The sequence below is a fragment of the Curtobacterium sp. MCBA15_009 genome (genome assembly GCF_001864895.1).
GTDB lineage: Bacteria > Actinomycetota > Actinomycetes > Actinomycetales > Microbacteriaceae > Curtobacterium.
In genome coordinates this window covers 1-16,803 of the sequence record NZ_MJGO01000039.1, presented here as the reverse complement: position 1 = coordinate 16,803, position 16,803 = coordinate 1, and the positions used below count along the sequence as shown (strand labels likewise).

Below are 16,803 nucleotides of genomic sequence, written 5' to 3'. Positions count from 1 at the left end.
GGCACCGGGGAACGCGCCGGGCTGCGCCGGGCCACCGGGGAACACAGCGCCCTGTGCCGGGGCGTCCGGGAACGCACCGGCCGGTGCGGCTGCGCCGGCGGGAGCGGACACGAGCGGTCGGGGGTCCGCGCCGACCAGGCGCGACACCGCGAGCACGACCCCGCCGCCGAGGCGGGGGAGCAGCACGGGCGCGAGGTACCGGGCGACGGCCTCGACCAGACCGCCCCAGAGCAGGAACACGAACGGCGTCCACGGGGTGACGCCGAGCGATCCGCTGCCGCCGACGGCCGTGTACCCGCTGGCCTCGTAGGACACGATCCCGGTGCCGAGCACGAAGAGCAGGAGCCCGAGTGCGAACCACACCACCGGGGTGACGACCCAGTCGAGGACCGAGCGGACCCGGTCGTTCCGCCGGACCGCGAGGGCGAGGCCCGCGACGACCGACGTCGCGAGGACGAGCAGCACGGCGAGCCACGTCCAGCCGCCGGCACCGTCGAAGACCGTGGCGCTGTCGCCACCCGTCCCGAGACCGGCCGTGCCGAGGCCGCCGAAGAAGCCGAGGGCCGTCACGGCGACCGCGACGTTGCCGATGAAGACCGGCAGGGCCGCACCCCACGAGGGCTGCGTCACGAGCGCGACGACGACCACGACGACCGCGACGACGACGACCAGCACGACGGCCTGCGACGCGGCGACCCGGACGGCGCCGAGGACGCGGCCCGACCAGGTGCGGCCGCCGATCAGGACGGACGGGCGTGCGAGCAGGGCGGCGAGCGCGCCGATGAGGAACGCACCGACGACGCTGCTGAACCCGACGGCGTGCACGGGCTCGATCTCGATGCCGGGCAGGTCGGGGAAGCGGATCGCGAGCAGCCCGGCGAAGGCGTTCACCAGGACGGTGGTGACGAGCCCGGAGACCACGGCGAGCACGACGACCTGCCAGCGGCCGAGGGCGCGCGACCGGATGCGCCGCGTCAGGACGACGGCGAGGACGACCTGCGCCGCGAGCACGAGCACCGGCACGACCGCGAGCGAGCCGGAGCCGGAGCCGAGCAGTCCGACCGAGCCGGATCCGTGCAGGCGGCCGAGGTCCGCCATCGCGACGAGCTGGGCGGGGGCGCCGAGCAGGACGCTCACGCCGGACAGCAGCGACTGCACGTCCGGTGCGCCGCCGGCGCCGAGTTCGCTGCCCGATCCGCTGACGGAGCCGGACCCGAGCGACGACCCGCTGCTGCCGGTCGCGGCGACCGCGACGGTGAGCAGCAGGGAGAGGCCGGCGACGACGTAGGCGGCGACCCAGCCGCCGACACCGGCCAGCACGGACGCGAGCCAGTCGCGGCCGGTCAGCGAGTGCAGCAGGCGACCGAAGGCGTCCGACGACTGCGGAGCCGGGGCGCCGGCGGGGGTGGGCTGGCCCGACCACCGGGGCGCGCCTCCCGGCTGCTGCTGCTGCCAGGGCTGCCCCTGCCCCTGCGGGGTCGACGGGTCCTGCGGTCCTGGCTGTCCCGGCGGGACGGGCGGGTGCTCGCTCACGGCTGGTGGGTCCTCTCCGGCCAGGAGGCCGGTGCCGCCCTCCAGCACCTGTGTCCCCCCGACACGCGAGGAGCAGCGTACCGGAACCGCCGATCCGCCGTGAATGCGCTGTCCGGGCGCTGGTAACTTCGGGGTCGCACCCCGGCGCCCGAGCCGGACCGACGCACCCGGCGCGCCGCCGGGCGGAACGGAGAACACACCACCCCATGTCTGCAGACCGCACCGACCAGACCCGGTACTCGTTCGTCGTCGCCTCCAACCGCCTCCCGGTGGACCGCGTCGTCGACCAGGACGGCAACGAGGGCTGGCGGCACTCGCCCGGCGGCCTCGTCACCGCGCTCGAACCCGTGATGCGCGCGAACGACGGCGCCTGGGTGGGGTGGGTCGGGCAGCCGGCGGTCGAGGTCGAGCCGTTCGACAACGACGGGATCCACATCGTGCCGGTCCCGCTCTCCGTCGAGGACGTCGAGGAGTACTACGAGGGGTTCAGCAACGACACCCTGTGGCCGCTCTACCACGACGTGATCGAGCACCCGAGCTACCACCGTGACTGGTGGAACGCGTACAAGCGGGTCAACGAGCGCTTCGCGACGCAGATCGCGGAGATCGTCGAGCAGGACGGCATCGTCTGGGTGCAGGACTACCAGCTGCAGCTCGTGCCGGCACTGCTCCGGGCGAAGCGGCCCGACCTGACGATCGGCTTCTTCAACCACATCCCGTTCCCGCCCGTCGGCATCTACGCGCAGCTGCCCTGGCGTGCGCAGATCCTCGACGGCCTGCTCGGCGCCGACGTCATCGGCTTCCAGCGGCAGGACGACGCCAGCGACTTCCTCCGCGCGGTCCGGCACATCAAGGGCTACACGACGAAGGGGTCGATGATCGACGTGCCCGTCGACGACCCGGACGCGCCGCGGAGCCGCAAGGGCATCACGGTGCGCCACGTCGAGGCGCGGCACTTCCCGATCTCGATCGACGCCGAGAGCTTCGAGGCGATCGCCCGCCGGCCCGAGGTGCAGGAACGCGCCCGCGAGATCCGGTCGAGCCTCGGCAACCCGAAGACGGTGCTGCTCGGCGTCGACCGGCTCGACTACACCAAGGGCATCCGGCACCGCATCAAGGCGTTCGGCGAGCTCGTCGAGGACGGCCGCATCAAGGTCGAGGACGCGACGCTCATCCAGGTCGCGAGCCCGAGCCGCGAGCGCGTCGACACCTACGCGACGCTGCGCGACGAGATCGAGCTGAGCGTCGGACGCATCAACGGCGACCTCGGCGTCATCGGGCACCAGCCGATCTCGTACCTGCACCACGGCTACCCCCGCGAGGAGATGGTCGCGCTCTACCTGGCCGCGGACATCATGCTCGTCACCGCCCTGCGCGACGGCATGAACCTCGTCGCCAAGGAGTACGTCGCGGCCCGCTTCGACACCGACGGGGTCCTCATCCTCTCCGAGTTCGCCGGCGCGGCCGACGAACTCAAGCAGGCCGTCATCGTGAACCCGCACGACATCGGCGCGCTGAAGGACAGCATCCTGCGCGCCGTCGAGATGCCCCGCCGGGAGCGGTCGACCCGGATGCGCGCGCTGCGCAAGCGCGTGCGCGACAACGACGTGGCACGCTGGTCGCGCTCCTTCCTCGAGGCGCTCGACCGGCACGCGCCGCGCAACGCGCAGCTCGACCCGTCCGCCACGGACCCGGCGGACCGCCACCGCGAGGCGCAGACAGACGGCACATCGATCTTCGACCAGGACGCGCAGTCCGCACGGGCCGCCGAGGACACCCGGGAGGCCCGTGATGCGTGAGCCCACCACCGACGCGTCCGCCGTCACGGCCGCGCTCGAGACGCTCGCGGCTGCGCCGCGACTCGTCGTCGCACTGGACTTCGACGGCACGCTCGCGCCGTTCGCCGACGAGCCCTCGCAGGTCGGCGCGCTCCCGGGGTCCTGGGCTGCCGTGCTCACCCTGCACCGCGCGCCGGACACCGAGGTGGTCCTCGTGTCGGGCCGACCGCTCGACAGCCTGGCCGCCGTGTCGTACGCCCCCGAGGGCATGGCGCTCGTCGGCTCGCACGGCGTCGAGTGGCGCGTCGACGGTCACGACGAGGCCGCGCTGACCGACGACGAGGCCGAGCGCGTGGCCCGGGTCGGTGCGGCGCTCGACGAGGTCGGTGCGCGGTACCCCGGCGTCGTCATCGAGCACAAGCCGGCCGGCCACGGGGTGCACACCCGCCGTGTCAGCGCCGAGGTCGCCGCCCGGGCGGACGCCGACGCGAGCGAGGCCGCGCACGCCGCCGACCCCGACGTGCTCGAGCGCGGCGGCAAGGACATCGTCGAGTTCGCCGTCCGGCACGTCACGAAGGGCGACGCGATCGTCCGGCTGCGCGAGCTGCACGGTGCCGACGCGGTGTTCTTCGCCGGCGACGACGTCACGGACGAGGACGCCTTCCGCGTGCTCGGCGACGGCGACGTCGGCGTCAAGGTGGGGCCGGGGGAGACCACCGCCGGGTACCGCGTCGCCGACCCGGCGGCGCTCACCGACGTCCTCAAGCAGCTCGCTCGCCTCCGGGCGACGCGCTGAGCAGGTGATCCGGGCCTCCCCTCCGTGCCCGTGAACATGCGGACGCATGTTGTTGCGCGACTGGTATCCCAAAGCGTCCTAGACTCACCCCATGCCTGATATCGACGTCAAGCCGCGCAGCCGGGTCGTCACCGACGGGATCGAAGCAACCACCTCGCGTGGCATGCTGCGGGCCGTCGGTATGGGAGACGAGGACTGGAGCAAGCCGCAGATCGGCATCGCGTCCTCGTGGAACGAGATCACGCCGTGCAACCTGTCGCTCGACCGGCTCGCGCAGGGCGCCAAGGAAGGCGTGCACTCCGGCGGCGGCTACCCGCTGCAGTTCGGCACCATCTCCGTCTCCGACGGCATCTCGATGGGCCACGAGGGGATGCACTTCTCGCTCGTCTCGCGCGAGGTCATCGCGGACAGCGTCGAGACCGTCGTGAACGCCGAGCGCCTGGACGGTACCGTCCTGCTCGCCGGCTGTGACAAGTCCCTGCCGGGCATGCTCATGGCCGCCGCGCGCCTCGACCTGGCGAGCGTCTTCCTCTACGCGGGCTCGGTCATGCCGGGCTACGTGAAGCAGGCCGACGGCACCATGAAGGAGGTCACGATCATCGACTCCTTCGAGGGCGTCGGCGCCTGCAAGGCCGGCACCATGTCCGAGGAGGAGCTCAAGAAGATCGAGTGCGCCATCGTCCCGGGCGAGGGCGCCTGCGGTGGCATGTACACGGCGAACACGATGGCGAGCCTGGCCGAGGCGCTCGGCATGTCGCTGCCGGGCTCGGCTGCGCCGCCGTCCGCGGACCGTCGCCGCGACTACTACGCGCACCGTTCCGGCGAGGCCGTCGTGCGGATGCTCGAGCTCGGCCTCACCGCCCGGCAGATCCTGACCAAGGAAGCCTTCGAGAACGCCATCACCGTGCTCATGGCGCTCGGCGGCTCGACGAACGCCGTCCTGCACCTGCTCGCGATCGCCTACGAGGCCGAGGTCGAGCTGTCCCTCGACGACTTCAACCGCATCGGCTCGAAGGTCCCGCACCTCGCCGACATGAAGCCGTTCGGGCGCTTCGTCATGAAGGACATCGACCAGCAGGGCGGCATCCCGGTGGTCATGAAGGCGCTGCTCGACGCCGGCCTGCTGCACGGCGACGCGATGACCGTCACCGGCAAGACCCTCGCCGAGAACCTCGCCGAGATCGACCCGCCGGCGCTCGACGGCGAGGTCCTCCGCACCCTCGACAACCCGATCCACGAGACCGGCGGCCTGACGGTCCTGCAGGGCTCGTTCGCGCCCGAGGGCGCCGTGGTGAAGACCGCGGGCTTCGACGCCGAGGTGTTCGAGGGCCCCGCCCGGGTGTTCGACCGGGAGCGCGCCGCGATGGACGCCCTCACCGAGGGGGCGATCCAGAAGGGCGACGTCGTCGTCATCCGCTACGAGGGCCCGAAGGGCGGCCCGGGCATGCGCGAGATGCTCGCCATCACCGCGGCGATCAAGGGCGCGGGCCTCGGCAAGGATGTACTACTCTTGACCGACGGTCGATTCTCAGGCGGCACAACCGGCCTGTGCATCGGCCACATCGCACCGGAAGCAGTGGACGCAGGTCCAGTCGCTTTCGTTCGTGATGGCGACCGCATCCGTGTCGACATCGCGGCTCGTTCGCTCGACCTACTGGTCGACCCGGCCGAGCTGGAGGCCCGCCGTGACGGCTGGGCCCCGCTGCCCCCGCGCTACACCCGCGGAGTCCTCGCGAAGTACGCCAAGCTCGTCAAGTCCGCCGCCCAGGGCGCGGTCACGGGCTAGCGTCCGACACCCGCACCACCGCCACCTCTCCAGGCAAGGACCACCTCATGCCCACGGAAGCAACCCCGTTGTCCGCGGCCGCCGGTGCACGCCGGTCGCCGGAGATCCTCACCGGCTCGGGAGCCGTCCTCCGGACGCTCGAGCACCTCGGGATCACCGACGTCTTCGGCCTGCCGGGCGGCGCGATCATCCCGTTCTACGACGAGCTCATGGCGTCGACGACGATCCGCCACATCCTCGTCCGGCACGAGCAGGGAGCCGGCCACGCCGCCGAGGGGTACGCCTCGTCGTCCGGCAAGGTCGGCGTCGCCATCGCCACCTCCGGCCCCGGCGCGACGAACCTCGTCACCGCGATCGCCGACGCCTACATGGACTCGGTGCCGTTCATCGCGATCACCGGCCAGGTGTTCTCGACGCTGATGGGCACGGACGCGTTCCAGGAGGCCGACATCGTCGGCATCACGATGCCGATCACGAAGCACTCGTTCCTCGTGACGAACCCCGCCGACATCCCGGCGACGCTCGCCGCCGCGCACCTGATCGCGACGACCGGCCGCCCCGGTCCGGTGCTCGTCGACATCACGAAGGACGCCCAGCAGATGTCGGCGCCCTACGTGTGGCCGCCGCAGGTCGACCTGCCCGGCTACCGACCGGTGACGAAGGCGCACGGCAAGCAGATCACCGCAGCGGCCCAGCTGCTCGCCGAGGCCGAGCGCCCGGTGCTGTACGTCGGCGGCGGCGTCATCCGCTCCGGCGCGACCGCCGAGCTGCTCCGCTTCGCCGAGGCGACCGGCGCCCCCGTGGTCACGACGCTGATGGCCCGCGGCGCGTTCCCGGACTCGCACCCGCAGCACCTCGGCATGCCCGGCATGCACGGCACCGTGCCCGCGGTGCTCGGCCTGCAGGACAGCGACCTCATCATCGCGCTCGGCGCCCGCTTCGACGACCGCGTGACCGGCAAGGCCGACGAGTTCGCTCCGGGCGCCAAGGTCGTGCACGTCGACATCGACCCCGCCGAGATCTCGAAGATCCGCTTCGCCGACGTCCCGATCGTCGGCGACGCGCGCGAGGTCCTCGTCGACCTGCTCGACGCCTGGGGCGGCATCGCCGCCGAGGACCGCGCGTCGACCGCCGCGTGGTGGGCGAAGCTCGAGCAGTTGAAGACCGACTTCCCGCTCGGCTACGCGGAGCCCACCGACGGACTCCTCGCACCGCAGGCGATCATCAAGCGCATCGGTGAGCTGACCGGCCCCGAGGCGGTCTACGCCTCCGGTGTCGGCCAGCACCAGATGTGGTCGGCGCAGTTCATCAAGTACGAGCGTCCGAACGCCTGGCTGAACTCCGGCGGTGCCGGCACGATGGGCTACTCCGTCCCGGCCGCGATGGGCGCGAAGGTCGCCCAGCCGGACCGCGTGGTCTGGGCGATCGACGGCGACGGCTGCTTCCAGATGACGAACCAGGAACTCGCGACCTGCGTCATCAACGACATCCCGATCAAGGTCGCGATCATCAACAACTCGTCGCTCGGCATGGTGCGGCAGTGGCAGACGCTGTTCTACGACGGCCGGCACTCCTTCACCGACCTCGAGACGGGGCACCAGTCGCGCCGCGTGCCCGACTTCGTGAAGCTCGCCGACGCCTACGGCGCCCTCGGCATCCGTGTCGAGAAGGCGGACGAGGTCGATGCCGCGATCGAGCTCGCCCTCGCGACGAACGACCGTCCGGTGGTCATCGACTTCGTGGTGAGCCGCGACTCGATGGTCTGGCCGATGGTCCCGCAGGGGGTCGGCAACTCCTCGATCGAGTACGCCCGCGCCCTCGCCCCCAGCTGGGACGACGAGGACGCCGACATGACGGGGGAAACCGCATGAGCCACGTCCTCTCCCTCCTCGTCGAGGACAAGCCGGGCCTGTTGACCCGCGTGGCCGGGCTGTTCGCCCGCCGCGGCTTCAACATCGAGTCGCTCGCCGTCGGCAACACCGAGGTCGACGGCCTCAGCCGGATCACCGTCGTCGTCGACGTCGAGGACCTCCCGCTGGAGCAGGTGACGAAGCAGCTCAACAAGCTGGTCAACGTCATCAAGATCGTCGAGCTCGACTTCTCGCAGTCGGTCCAGCGCGAGCACATGCTCGTCAAGGTCCGGGTCGACAACCAGACCCGTTCGGCCGTGCTCGAGGCAGTGAACCTGTTCCGCGCGCAGGTCGTCGACGTCGCGAACGACTCGCTCATCGTCGAGGTGACCGGCGACCCCGGCAAGATCCAGGCGATCCTCCGCGTCCTCGAGCCGTACGGCATCAAGGAGCTCGCGCGGGCCGGCCTGCTCGGCATGGGCCGCGGGCCGAAGAGCATCACCGACCGGGTGCGCTGAGCGCACCCCACAGACCACCAGAACCAAGGAGACACACCCTCGTGACTGACATCGTGTACGACGCCGACGCCGACCTGACGCTCATCCAGGGCAAGAAGGTCGCCGTCATCGGCTACGGCTCGCAGGGCCACGCCCACGCACTCAACCTCCGCGACTCCGGCGTCGAGGTCAAGATCGGCCTGAAGGAGGGCTCGAAGAGCCGTCAGAAGGCCGAGGAGGCGGGCTTCGAGGTCCACACGCCGGCCGACGCCACCGCCTGGGCGGACGTCGTCGTCATCCTCGCGCCGGACCAGGTCCAGCGCATCGTCTACGCCGAGGACATCGCGCCGAACCTCAAGCCGGGCGCGACGCTCGTCTTCGGGCACGGCTTCAACATCCGCTTCGGCTACATCGAGGCGCCCGAGGGCGTCGACGTGTCGCTCGTCGCGCCGAAGGGTCCGGGGCACACGGTCCGTCGCGAGTACGAGGCCGGCCGCGGCGTCCCCGTCATCGTCGCCGTCGAGGTCGACGCCTCCGGTTCCGCGTGGGACCTCGCCTGGTCGTACGCGAAGGCCATCGGCGGCCTGCGCTCCGGCGGCATCAAGACGACCTTCACCGAGGAGACCGAGACCGACCTGTTCGGCGAGCAGGCCGTCCTGTGCGGTGGCACCTCGCAGCTCATCCAGTACGGCTTCGAGACCCTGGTCGAGGCGGGTTACCAGCCGCAGATCGCCTACTTCGAGGTCCTGCACGAGCTCAAGCTCATCGTCGACCTCATCTGGGAGGGCGGCCTCACGAAGCAGCGCTGGTCGATCTCCGACACCGCCGAGTTCGGTGACTACGTCTCCGGCCCCCGCGTGATCTCGCCCGAGGTCAAGGAGAACATGAAGGCGGTGCTCGCGGACATCCAGAACGGTGCCTTCGCGAAGCGCTTCATCGACGACCAGGACGCCGGCGCGCCGGAGTTCAAGGCGCTCCGTGCGAAGGGCGAGGGCCACCCGATCGAGGCCACCGGCCGTGAGCTCCGCGCGCTCTTCGCGTGGAAGCAGAACGACGGCGACTACGTCGACGGCTCGGCTGCGCGGTAGTCTCGGAGGACCACTCGACTCTCGAGGCGGCGGTGCCCCACGGCACCGCCGCCTCGCGATGTGACCCGAACATCATGCATCTGTCTTCCTCCAGCACCCACGCCGTCCACCGGCCCGCCGCCGCCGCCCACGTCGACGATCCCCGGCGGTCCTCGGCCGCTCAGCGCGGCCGCGGTCCGGGGCGCCCCCAGCAGCATGGGATGATCGTCGGATGGCGGTGACGAAGCGAGCGGTCCACATCGGCGCCGGCAAGATCGGGCGGGGGTTCGTGGGCCAGTTCCTCGTGGCGAGCGGCTACGAGCTCACCTTCGTCGACGTCGACGAGCGCGTGGTCTCCGCGCTGAACGAGGCCGGGCGCTTCGTGGTGCACGAGGTCGGCGAGATGCCGGTCGAGCACCTCGTGTACGGGTTCCGCGCGCTGAACAGCAAGACCGACCGCGAACGCGTCGTCCGGGCCATCGCCGAGGCCGACGTCGTCACCACGGCGGTCGGTGCACGCACCCTGCCGCTGGTCGCCCCGCTCATCGCCGAGGGCCTGGCCGCCCGCCCGGCCGAGCGCGGTGACGTCACGGTCGTCGCCTGCGAGAACGCGTTCAACGCCACCGACTCGTTGCACGCGAGCATCCGCCGCGCGCCCATCCTCGAGGACCGCGTCGTCGCGGCCGTGTTCGCGAACTGCGCGATCGACCGCATCGTCCCCGACCAGTCCGGTGTGCTCGGACAGTCCGGTGGCCTCGACGTCGTGCTCGAGCCCTTCTACGAGTGGGTCATCGAGCGCACCCCGTTCCGCGGCTCGGACTCCGAACCGCCGGCGATCGAGGGCGTGACCTGGGTCGACGACCTGCAGCCCTTCGTCGAGCGCAAGCTCTACACGGTGAACACCGCGCACGCGACCGCGGCTTACCACGGCTACGTCCGGGGCATCCGCCTCATCCGCGAGGCCCTCGAGGACTCCGCCGTGCGCGCCGAGGTCGACGGGGTGCTCGCCGAGACCACCGCCCTCCTCGTCGCCAAGCACGGCTTCGACCCCGAGGACCACGCCCGGTACGTCGCGGCGAACCTCTCGCGGATCGCGAACCCGCTCCTGCCGGACACCACGGCACGCGTCGGCCGCAACCCCCTGCGCAAGCTCGGCCGACGCGAGCGCTTCATCGGGCCGGCGTCCCAGCTCGCCGAGCGCGGCCTGCCCGTCCACCACCTGCTCGGCTCGGTGCGCGCCGCGCTCGCCTTCGACGACGAGAACGACCCCGAGTCGATCGAGCTCCACGCCCTGCTGCGCTCCGGCGCGACGGCGCACGCCCTCACCGAAATCCTCACCGGCCTGATGGAGAGCCACCCGCTCTTCCCGGCCGTGCGCGACGTCGTCGCGAGCGTCCTCGAGACGCAGCCCGCCGACGTCTGAGCGCACCCCGTGCGGGCGCCGGGTGGTCCCGTCCGTCACCGGTCCCTCGTAGGATCGGAAGCATGACCACGGCAGCATCCCCACCAGACGGGTCGACCGACCCGGACGCGCCGAACGCCGTCGACCACGACGACGACGCGCTCAGCTGGGGCGACGCGGACGACGCCACCCACGTCGACGCGGCGCACAACCCGGTCCGCGTGAAGGACCGCACCCCCCACGACCCCGAGGCGCCGACCGGCTCGGGTGCGCTCGTCGGCATGGGCGTCCTCGGCGGGCTGTACCTGCTCTACACGGTGGCCTGGCTCGTCAGTGCGAGCCTGCTGACGGTCACCGGCACCGGCCTCGCAGGCATCGCGTCCGAGACCATGCGCGTGCTCGCGATCATGGCCCCCGCGCTCTGGTTCGCCGCGACGCTCTGGCTCTGCCAGGGGCACCGCGACCGCACACGGTTCACGTGGCTCGTCGTCGGCGCGGTCGTCCTCATCCCGTGGCCCTTCATCATGACGCGGAGCTTCGGGTGAGCGCGGCACCGGCGGAACGCGCCCGGATCGTCACGTTCGGCAAGGTCGTCGTGTGGGTCGTCGCCGCCGTCGCGCTGGCCTACGTCACCTGGCAGGCGGTCGGCAACCTCGTCGGCGTCTCCCGCAACGTCACCGCATTCAACGAGTTCGCCGCGAGCAACGGGGGGACGACCCTGCAGACGGCCGTGCCGTGGCCGGCACTCGTCGTGGACGTCGCCATCGCGCCCGTGGCCTTCGTCGTCGCCTGGCTGGTGTCGCGGCGGATGGACGTGCTCCGCACGGTCGTCGTCTTCCTCGCCGCCGGCTGCGCCGTCTCCGCGCTCTGGTTCACCCTGCTGCAGTACGTGGCGAGCACGCTGCGCATCGGCGGCTGATCGATCGGACCGAGCGATAAGTCCGAGCGGTCGGTCCGCGTGACCGCACGCCGGACGGGAGGCCCGTGGCGACCCCGCCACGGGCCTCCCGTCCGTCCGGGGCCGCCCACCCGACCAGCGGGACGGTCGTCACGGACCCGTCGCGTCGATAGCATGGTGGGATACCACCCGTCTCGTGTGAGGAAACAGCAGCTGTGTCGAAGCCGGTCGTCCTGATCGCCGAAGAACTCTCGCCCGCCACGGTCGACGCCCTCGGGCCCGACTTCGAGATCCGGAACGTGGACGGCACCGACCGATCCGCGCTCCTGTCAGCGCTCGCTGACGCGGATGCCGTGCTGGTGCGTTCCGCCACCAAGGTCGACGCCGAGGCGATCGCCGCCGCGCCGGGGCTCAAGGTCGTCGCCCGCGCCGGCGTCGGCCTGGACAACGTCGACATCAAGGCGGCGACCACCGCCGGCGTGATGGTGGTGAACGCGCCGACGTCGAACATCATCTCGGCGGCCGAGCTCACCGTCGGCCACATCCTGTCGCTCGCGCGCCACATCCCCGCGGCGCACGCGTCGCTGGCCGCCGGTGCCTGGAAGCGCTCGTCGTACACCGGTGTCGAGCTGTACGAGAAGACCGTCGGCATCATCGGCCTCGGCCGCATCGGCGCGCTCATCACGCAGCGCCTGCAGGCCTTCGGGGTGTCGGTCATCGCGTACGACCCCTACGTCACCACGACCCGTGCCCAGCAGCTCGGCGTCGAGCTCGTCTCCCTCGAGGACCTGCTGCGCCGCGCGGACTTCACGACGATCCACATGCCGAAGACGCCGGAGACGATCGGCATGATCTCGGACGAGCAGTTCGCGCTCATGAAGCCGACCGCCTTCGTGGTCAACGTCGCCCGCGGCGGACTCATCGACGAGGACGCCCTGCACCGGGCACTCACCGCGAACACCATCGCCGGCGCCGGGCTCGACGTCTTCGTGTCCGAGCCGCCGACCGACTCGCCGCTCCTGTCGCTGCCGAACGTCGTCGTCACGCCGCACCTCGGCGCCTCGACCGACGAGGCGCAGGAGAAGGCAGGCGTCTCGGTCGCCAAGTCCGTGCGCCTCGCGCTCGGCGGCGAGCTCGTGCCCGACGCCGTCAACGTCGCGGGTGGGGTCATCGACCCGTACGTGCGTCCCGGCATCCCGCTCGTCGAGAAGCTCGGCCAGGTCTTCACCGCCCTCGCCACCTCGCCCGTCACGAGCATCGACGTCGAGGTCCACGGCGAACTCGGGCAGTACGACGTCAGCGTGCTGAAGCTCGCGGCGCTCAAGGGCGTGTTCACCGACGTCGTCAGCGACCAGGTGTCCTACGTCAACGCGCCGCTCATCGCCGAGCAGCGCGGCGTCACGGTGCGACTCATCAGCGACACCGACAGCCCCGAGTACCGCAACGTGCTCACGATCCGCGGCGCACAGTCCGACGGCCCGGCGATCAGCGTCTCCGGCACGCTCACCGGGCCGAAGCAGGTCGAGAAGCTCATCGAGATCAACGGCCACGACGTCGAGGTCGCCCTCGGCCAGCACCACGTCGTGATGGTCTACACGGACCGTCCCGGCATCGTGGCCGTCTACGGCAAGGAGTTCGGCGACGCCGGCATCAACATCGCGGCGATGCAGATCTCCCGTCGCGAGGCGGGCGGCCAGGCCCTCAGCGTCCTGACCGTGGACTCCCCGGTGCCGACCGAGATCCTCGAGCACGTGGGCCGGGCGATCGACGCGTCCTCGCTCCGCGAGATCGACATCACGCTCTGATGGAGTCCCGCACGCTCAAGCTCGCGGTGATCCGCGGTGACGGCATCGGTCCGGAGGTCGTCGACGAGGCGTTGAAGGTCCTGCACGCCGTGACCCCGGCCGACCTCGTCGTCGAGGAGACCCCGTTCGCCCTCGGGGCGACCCGGTACCTCGAGACCGGCGACGTCCTCACCGAGGACGACATGGCCGCCCTCGCCACGCACGACGCGATCCTGCTCGGCGCGGTCGGCGGCGACCCGCGTGACCCCCGCCTCGCCGGCGGGATCATCGAGCGCGGGCTGCTCCTCAGGCTGCGCTTCGCCTTCGACCACCACGTCAACCTGCGGCCGACGAAGGTCCGCGACGCCGTCGCGACCCCGCTCGTCGCGCCCGGCGAGGTCGACTTCGTGGTCGTGCGCGAGGGCACCGAGGGGCCGTACGTCGGCAACGGCGGCGTGATCCGCGCAGGGACGCCGCAGGAGATCGCGACCGAGGTCTCGCTCAACACGGCGTTCGGCGTCGAGCGGGTCGTCCGGTACGCGTTCGACCTGGCGGACCGCCGCCCGCGGCGGCACCTGACCCTCGTGCACAAGAGCAACGTCCTCGTGCACGCCGGAGCGCTCTGGCAGCGGACCGTCGCGGCGGTCGGTGCCGAGTACCCGGACGTCACCGTGGACTACCAGCACGTCGACGCGGTCACCATCCACATGGTGCGCGACCCCGCGCGCTTCGACGTGATCGTCACCGACAACCTGTTCGGTGACATCATCACCGACCTCGCCGGCGCGATCAGCGGTGGCATCGGTCTGGCGGCCTCGGGGAACATCAACCCCGACCGCACCTTCCCGAGCATGTTCGAGCCGGTGCACGGCTCCGCGCCGGACATCGCGGGCCAGCAGCTCGCCGACCCGACGGCCGCCGTGCTGTCCGTCGCCCTGCTGCTCGACCACATCGGTCGGAGCGACCTGGCCGCCGCCGTCACGGCAGCGGTCGAGCAGGACCTCGCCGAGCGCGACACGACGCAGCGGAGCACCGCCGAGATCGGCGACGCGATCGCCGCGGCCGCCACGGCCCGCACCACACCAGCCTGACAAGGAGTCCCCATGAGCACCGACACCGACGCCGAGTTCGGGCCCACGTTCGCCACCACCCCCTCCGCCGACCGTCGTGCAGCCGCCGAGCGCGAGGAGATCCTCGCGGACCCGGGCTTCGGCAAGCACTTCACCGACCACATGGCGACCGTGCGGTGGACCCTCGACGGCGGCTGGCACGACGCGTCGATCCACCCGTACGGACCGCTCACCCTCGACCCGAGCGCGAGCGTGCTGCACTACGCGCAGGAGATCTTCGAAGGGCTGAAGGCCTACCGCCACGAGGACGGCTCGGTGTGGACGTTCCGCCCGGACGCCAACGCCCGTCGCTTCCAGCGGTCGGCCCGACGCCTGGCACTGCCGGAACTGCCGGTCGACGCCTTCGTCGAGTCGATCCGGCAGCTCGTGCGCGCCGACGTCGACTGGGTGCCGTCGGCGCCCGAGACCAGCCTGTACCTGCGGCCGTTCATGATCGCCACCGAGTCCTTCCTGGGGGTGCGGGCCGCACAGGCGGTGGCGTACCACTGCATCGCGAGCCCGGCCGGCGCGTACTTCACGTCGGGACCGAAGCCCGTGTCGATCTGGCTGTCGACCCAGTACGCCCGCGCCGGCAAGGGCGGCACCGGCGCGGCGAAGACCGGCGGCAACTACGCGTCCTCGCTGCTGCCCCAGCAGGAGGCCTACGAGCACGGCTGCCAGCAGGTGATGTTCCTCGACTCGGTGGAGGGCAGGTACCTCGAGGAGCTCGGCGGCATGAACGTCGTCCTGGTCAAGGCTGACGGCACCCTCGTCACCCCGGACTCCGACTCGATCCTCGAGGGCATCACCCGCGACTCGATCCTGCAGCTGGCGGAGGACCGCGGGCTGCGCGTCGAGCGTCGTCGGGTGACCCTCGACGAGTGGCGTGACGGCGTCGCCGACGGCTCGATCACCGAGGCCTTCGCCTGCGGGACGGCCGCCGTCGTCACCCCGATCGCCGAGCTGCGCGGCGACGGGTTCACGATCGGTTCGCCGACCGTGGGCGCCGGGGAGCTGACGATGTCCCTGCGCGACGAGCTCACCGACATCCAGTACGGCCGTCGTCCCGACCCGCACGGGTGGATGACCAAGCTGACCGACGCCCCCGATCGGCGAACGGATCGTGGGTAGGGTCGAACGGTGAAGATCGCACGGTTCAGCAGCAAGGGTGAAGACCCCCGGTACGGCATCCTCGACGAGCGGCACCTGGTGGTGCTCGCGGGGGACCCGATGTACCAGGGCTTCGAGACCACGGGGGAGCGCGTCGCCCTGGCGGACGCCAAGCTCCTCGCCCCGGTGATCCCGCGGTCGAAGGTCGTCGGCGTCGGGCTCAACTACTCGGAGCACGCGTCCGAGATGGACGAGCGTGCGAGCGATGACCCCGTCGTGTTCCTCAAGCCGAACACGTCGGTGATCGGTCCCGAGGAACCGATCCGGCTCCCCGCCGACGTCGGCCGCGTCGACCACGAGGGCGAACTCGCCATCGTGATCGGCTCGCTCGCCAAGAACGTCCGCCGCGAGGACTTCGCAAGCGTCATCCTCGGGTACACCATCGCGAACGACGTCACCGCCCGTGACCTGCAGGCGCGCGACGGCCAGTGGACCCGGGCGAAGGGCTTCGACACGTTCTGCCCGCTCGGCCCGGTGATCGAGACCGAGATCGACCCGTCGGACATCCGGATCGAGACCCGCGTCGACGGCGACCTGCGCCAGGCGGCCTCGACGAACGAGATGGTGCACGACATCCCGTCGCTCGTCGAGTTCGTCTCGTCGATCTGGACGCTCCTGCCCGGCGACGTGATCCTGACCGGGACGCCGGCCGGCGTCGGACAGATCCGCGACGGCGAGGTGGTGGAGGTCACGATCTCCGGCATCGGTTCGCTGAAGAACCCGGTGATCGCGCGCCACTGACGCACGCTCCGAGACGGCCCGTTCCCCAGCAGGGGAGCGGGCCGTCGGCGTTCGTGCCGGACGCCCCGCGAGCACGACACGCCCGGGATGGGGGACGGCTTGGCGCTCGCGCTCAGGTCTGCGTAAAGTAATCACTCGTTGCCGCTGAGGCGGAGAACGGAACGGCCGAGACGGTCACCGGGTCAACACCCGGAGATCTTGTCCGCCACGGTTCTTCCCCGGGCAACGAAACCGAAGCCTCTCTGGCGGAGTCTCCTCGTGAGACCGAGCGGGGAGTGCGTCTGGTCCTTGAGAACTCAACAGCGTGCACATTGTCAATGCCAATTTATTGATTGACCTCGTGCCTGGTCGGCTTGATGACCGGGTCATGATGCAATTCCTTTTGGATTGAA

General features: G+C 71.2%; 13 protein-coding genes and 1 pseudogene. 13 read left to right on the top strand and 1 reads right to left on the bottom strand.

What is annotated here, in order from left to right; all coding sequences use genetic code 11:
• Positions 1–1,533: pseudogene (locus BIU97_RS18145) on the bottom strand (hypothetical protein); the annotation flags it as partial.
• A gap of 206 nt (positions 1,534–1,739) precedes the next feature.
• Here BIU97_RS18145 and BIU97_RS13320 point away from each other — a divergent pair.
• The 13 genes from BIU97_RS13320 to BIU97_RS13260 all read left to right on the top strand — a co-directional run bounded on the left by BIU97_RS13320 (position 1,740) and on the right by BIU97_RS13260 (position 16,411).
• Positions 1,740–3,332: an alpha,alpha-trehalose-phosphate synthase (UDP-forming) gene (locus BIU97_RS13320; protein WP_071261822.1), complete on the top strand. Its 1,593-nt coding sequence runs from the start codon at positions 1,740–1,742 to the stop codon at positions 3,330–3,332.
• On the top strand, positions 3,325–4,107 hold the full coding sequence (otsB, locus tag BIU97_RS13315; protein WP_071261825.1) for a trehalose-phosphatase: 783 nt from the start codon (positions 3,325–3,327) through the stop codon (positions 4,105–4,107). The genes BIU97_RS13320 and otsB overlap by 8 nt, the downstream gene beginning before the upstream one ends.
• A 91-nt stretch (positions 4,108–4,198) precedes the next feature.
• On the top strand, positions 4,199–5,893 hold the full coding sequence (ilvD, locus tag BIU97_RS13310) for a dihydroxy-acid dehydratase (protein WP_071261827.1): 1,695 nt from the start codon (positions 4,199–4,201) through the stop codon (positions 5,891–5,893).
• A gap of 47 nt (positions 5,894–5,940) precedes the next feature.
• A complete protein-coding gene (locus tag BIU97_RS13305; RefSeq protein ID WP_071261829.1) occupies positions 5,941–7,764 on the top strand; it encodes an acetolactate synthase large subunit in 1,824 nt (607 codons plus the stop codon).
• Positions 7,761–8,261 (top strand): acetolactate synthase small subunit, encoded by a 501-nt coding sequence (ilvN, locus tag BIU97_RS13300; protein ID WP_022907763.1) that lies wholly within the window; start codon positions 7,761–7,763, stop codon positions 8,259–8,261. Before BIU97_RS13305 ends, ilvN begins: the two co-directional genes overlap by 4 nt.
• A 41-nt stretch (positions 8,262–8,302) precedes the next feature.
• Complete coding sequence (ilvC, locus tag BIU97_RS13295; protein ID WP_071261833.1) at positions 8,303–9,328, top strand: ketol-acid reductoisomerase; 1,026 nt, start codon at positions 8,303–8,305, stop codon at positions 9,326–9,328.
• Positions 9,329–9,539: 211 nt separating this feature from the next.
• Positions 9,540–10,730: a mannitol-1-phosphate 5-dehydrogenase gene (locus tag BIU97_RS13290; protein ID WP_071261835.1), complete on the top strand. Its 1,191-nt coding sequence runs from the start codon at positions 9,540–9,542 to the stop codon at positions 10,728–10,730.
• A gap of 62 nt (positions 10,731–10,792) precedes the next feature.
• Positions 10,793–11,254: a hypothetical protein gene (locus tag BIU97_RS13285; protein ID WP_071261837.1), complete on the top strand. Its 462-nt coding sequence runs from the start codon at positions 10,793–10,795 to the stop codon at positions 11,252–11,254.
• On the top strand, positions 11,251–11,628 hold the full coding sequence (locus BIU97_RS13280) for a hypothetical protein (protein WP_071261839.1): 378 nt from the start codon (positions 11,251–11,253) through the stop codon (positions 11,626–11,628). The genes BIU97_RS13285 and BIU97_RS13280 overlap by 4 nt, the downstream gene beginning before the upstream one ends.
• 194 nt (positions 11,629–11,822) lie before the next feature.
• Positions 11,823–13,412, top strand: a complete 1,590-nt coding sequence (gene serA / locus BIU97_RS13275; protein WP_071261842.1) for a phosphoglycerate dehydrogenase — start codon at positions 11,823–11,825, stop codon at positions 13,410–13,412.
• The gene (locus BIU97_RS13270; protein ID WP_071261844.1) at positions 13,412–14,482 is read left to right on the top strand and encodes a 3-isopropylmalate dehydrogenase; all 1,071 of its coding nucleotides are present in this window, start codon (positions 13,412–13,414) and stop codon (positions 14,480–14,482) included. The genes serA and BIU97_RS13270 overlap by 1 nt, the downstream gene beginning before the upstream one ends.
• 12 nt (positions 14,483–14,494) lie before the next feature.
• Positions 14,495–15,631: a branched-chain amino acid aminotransferase gene (locus BIU97_RS13265; RefSeq protein ID WP_071261848.1), complete on the top strand. Its 1,137-nt coding sequence runs from the start codon at positions 14,495–14,497 to the stop codon at positions 15,629–15,631.
• A 9-nt stretch (positions 15,632–15,640) separates the two neighbouring features.
• Positions 15,641–16,411, top strand: a complete 771-nt coding sequence (locus BIU97_RS13260) for a fumarylacetoacetate hydrolase family protein (protein ID WP_071261851.1) — start codon at positions 15,641–15,643, stop codon at positions 16,409–16,411.
• The last annotated feature ends 392 nt before the right edge of the window (positions 16,412–16,803 follow it).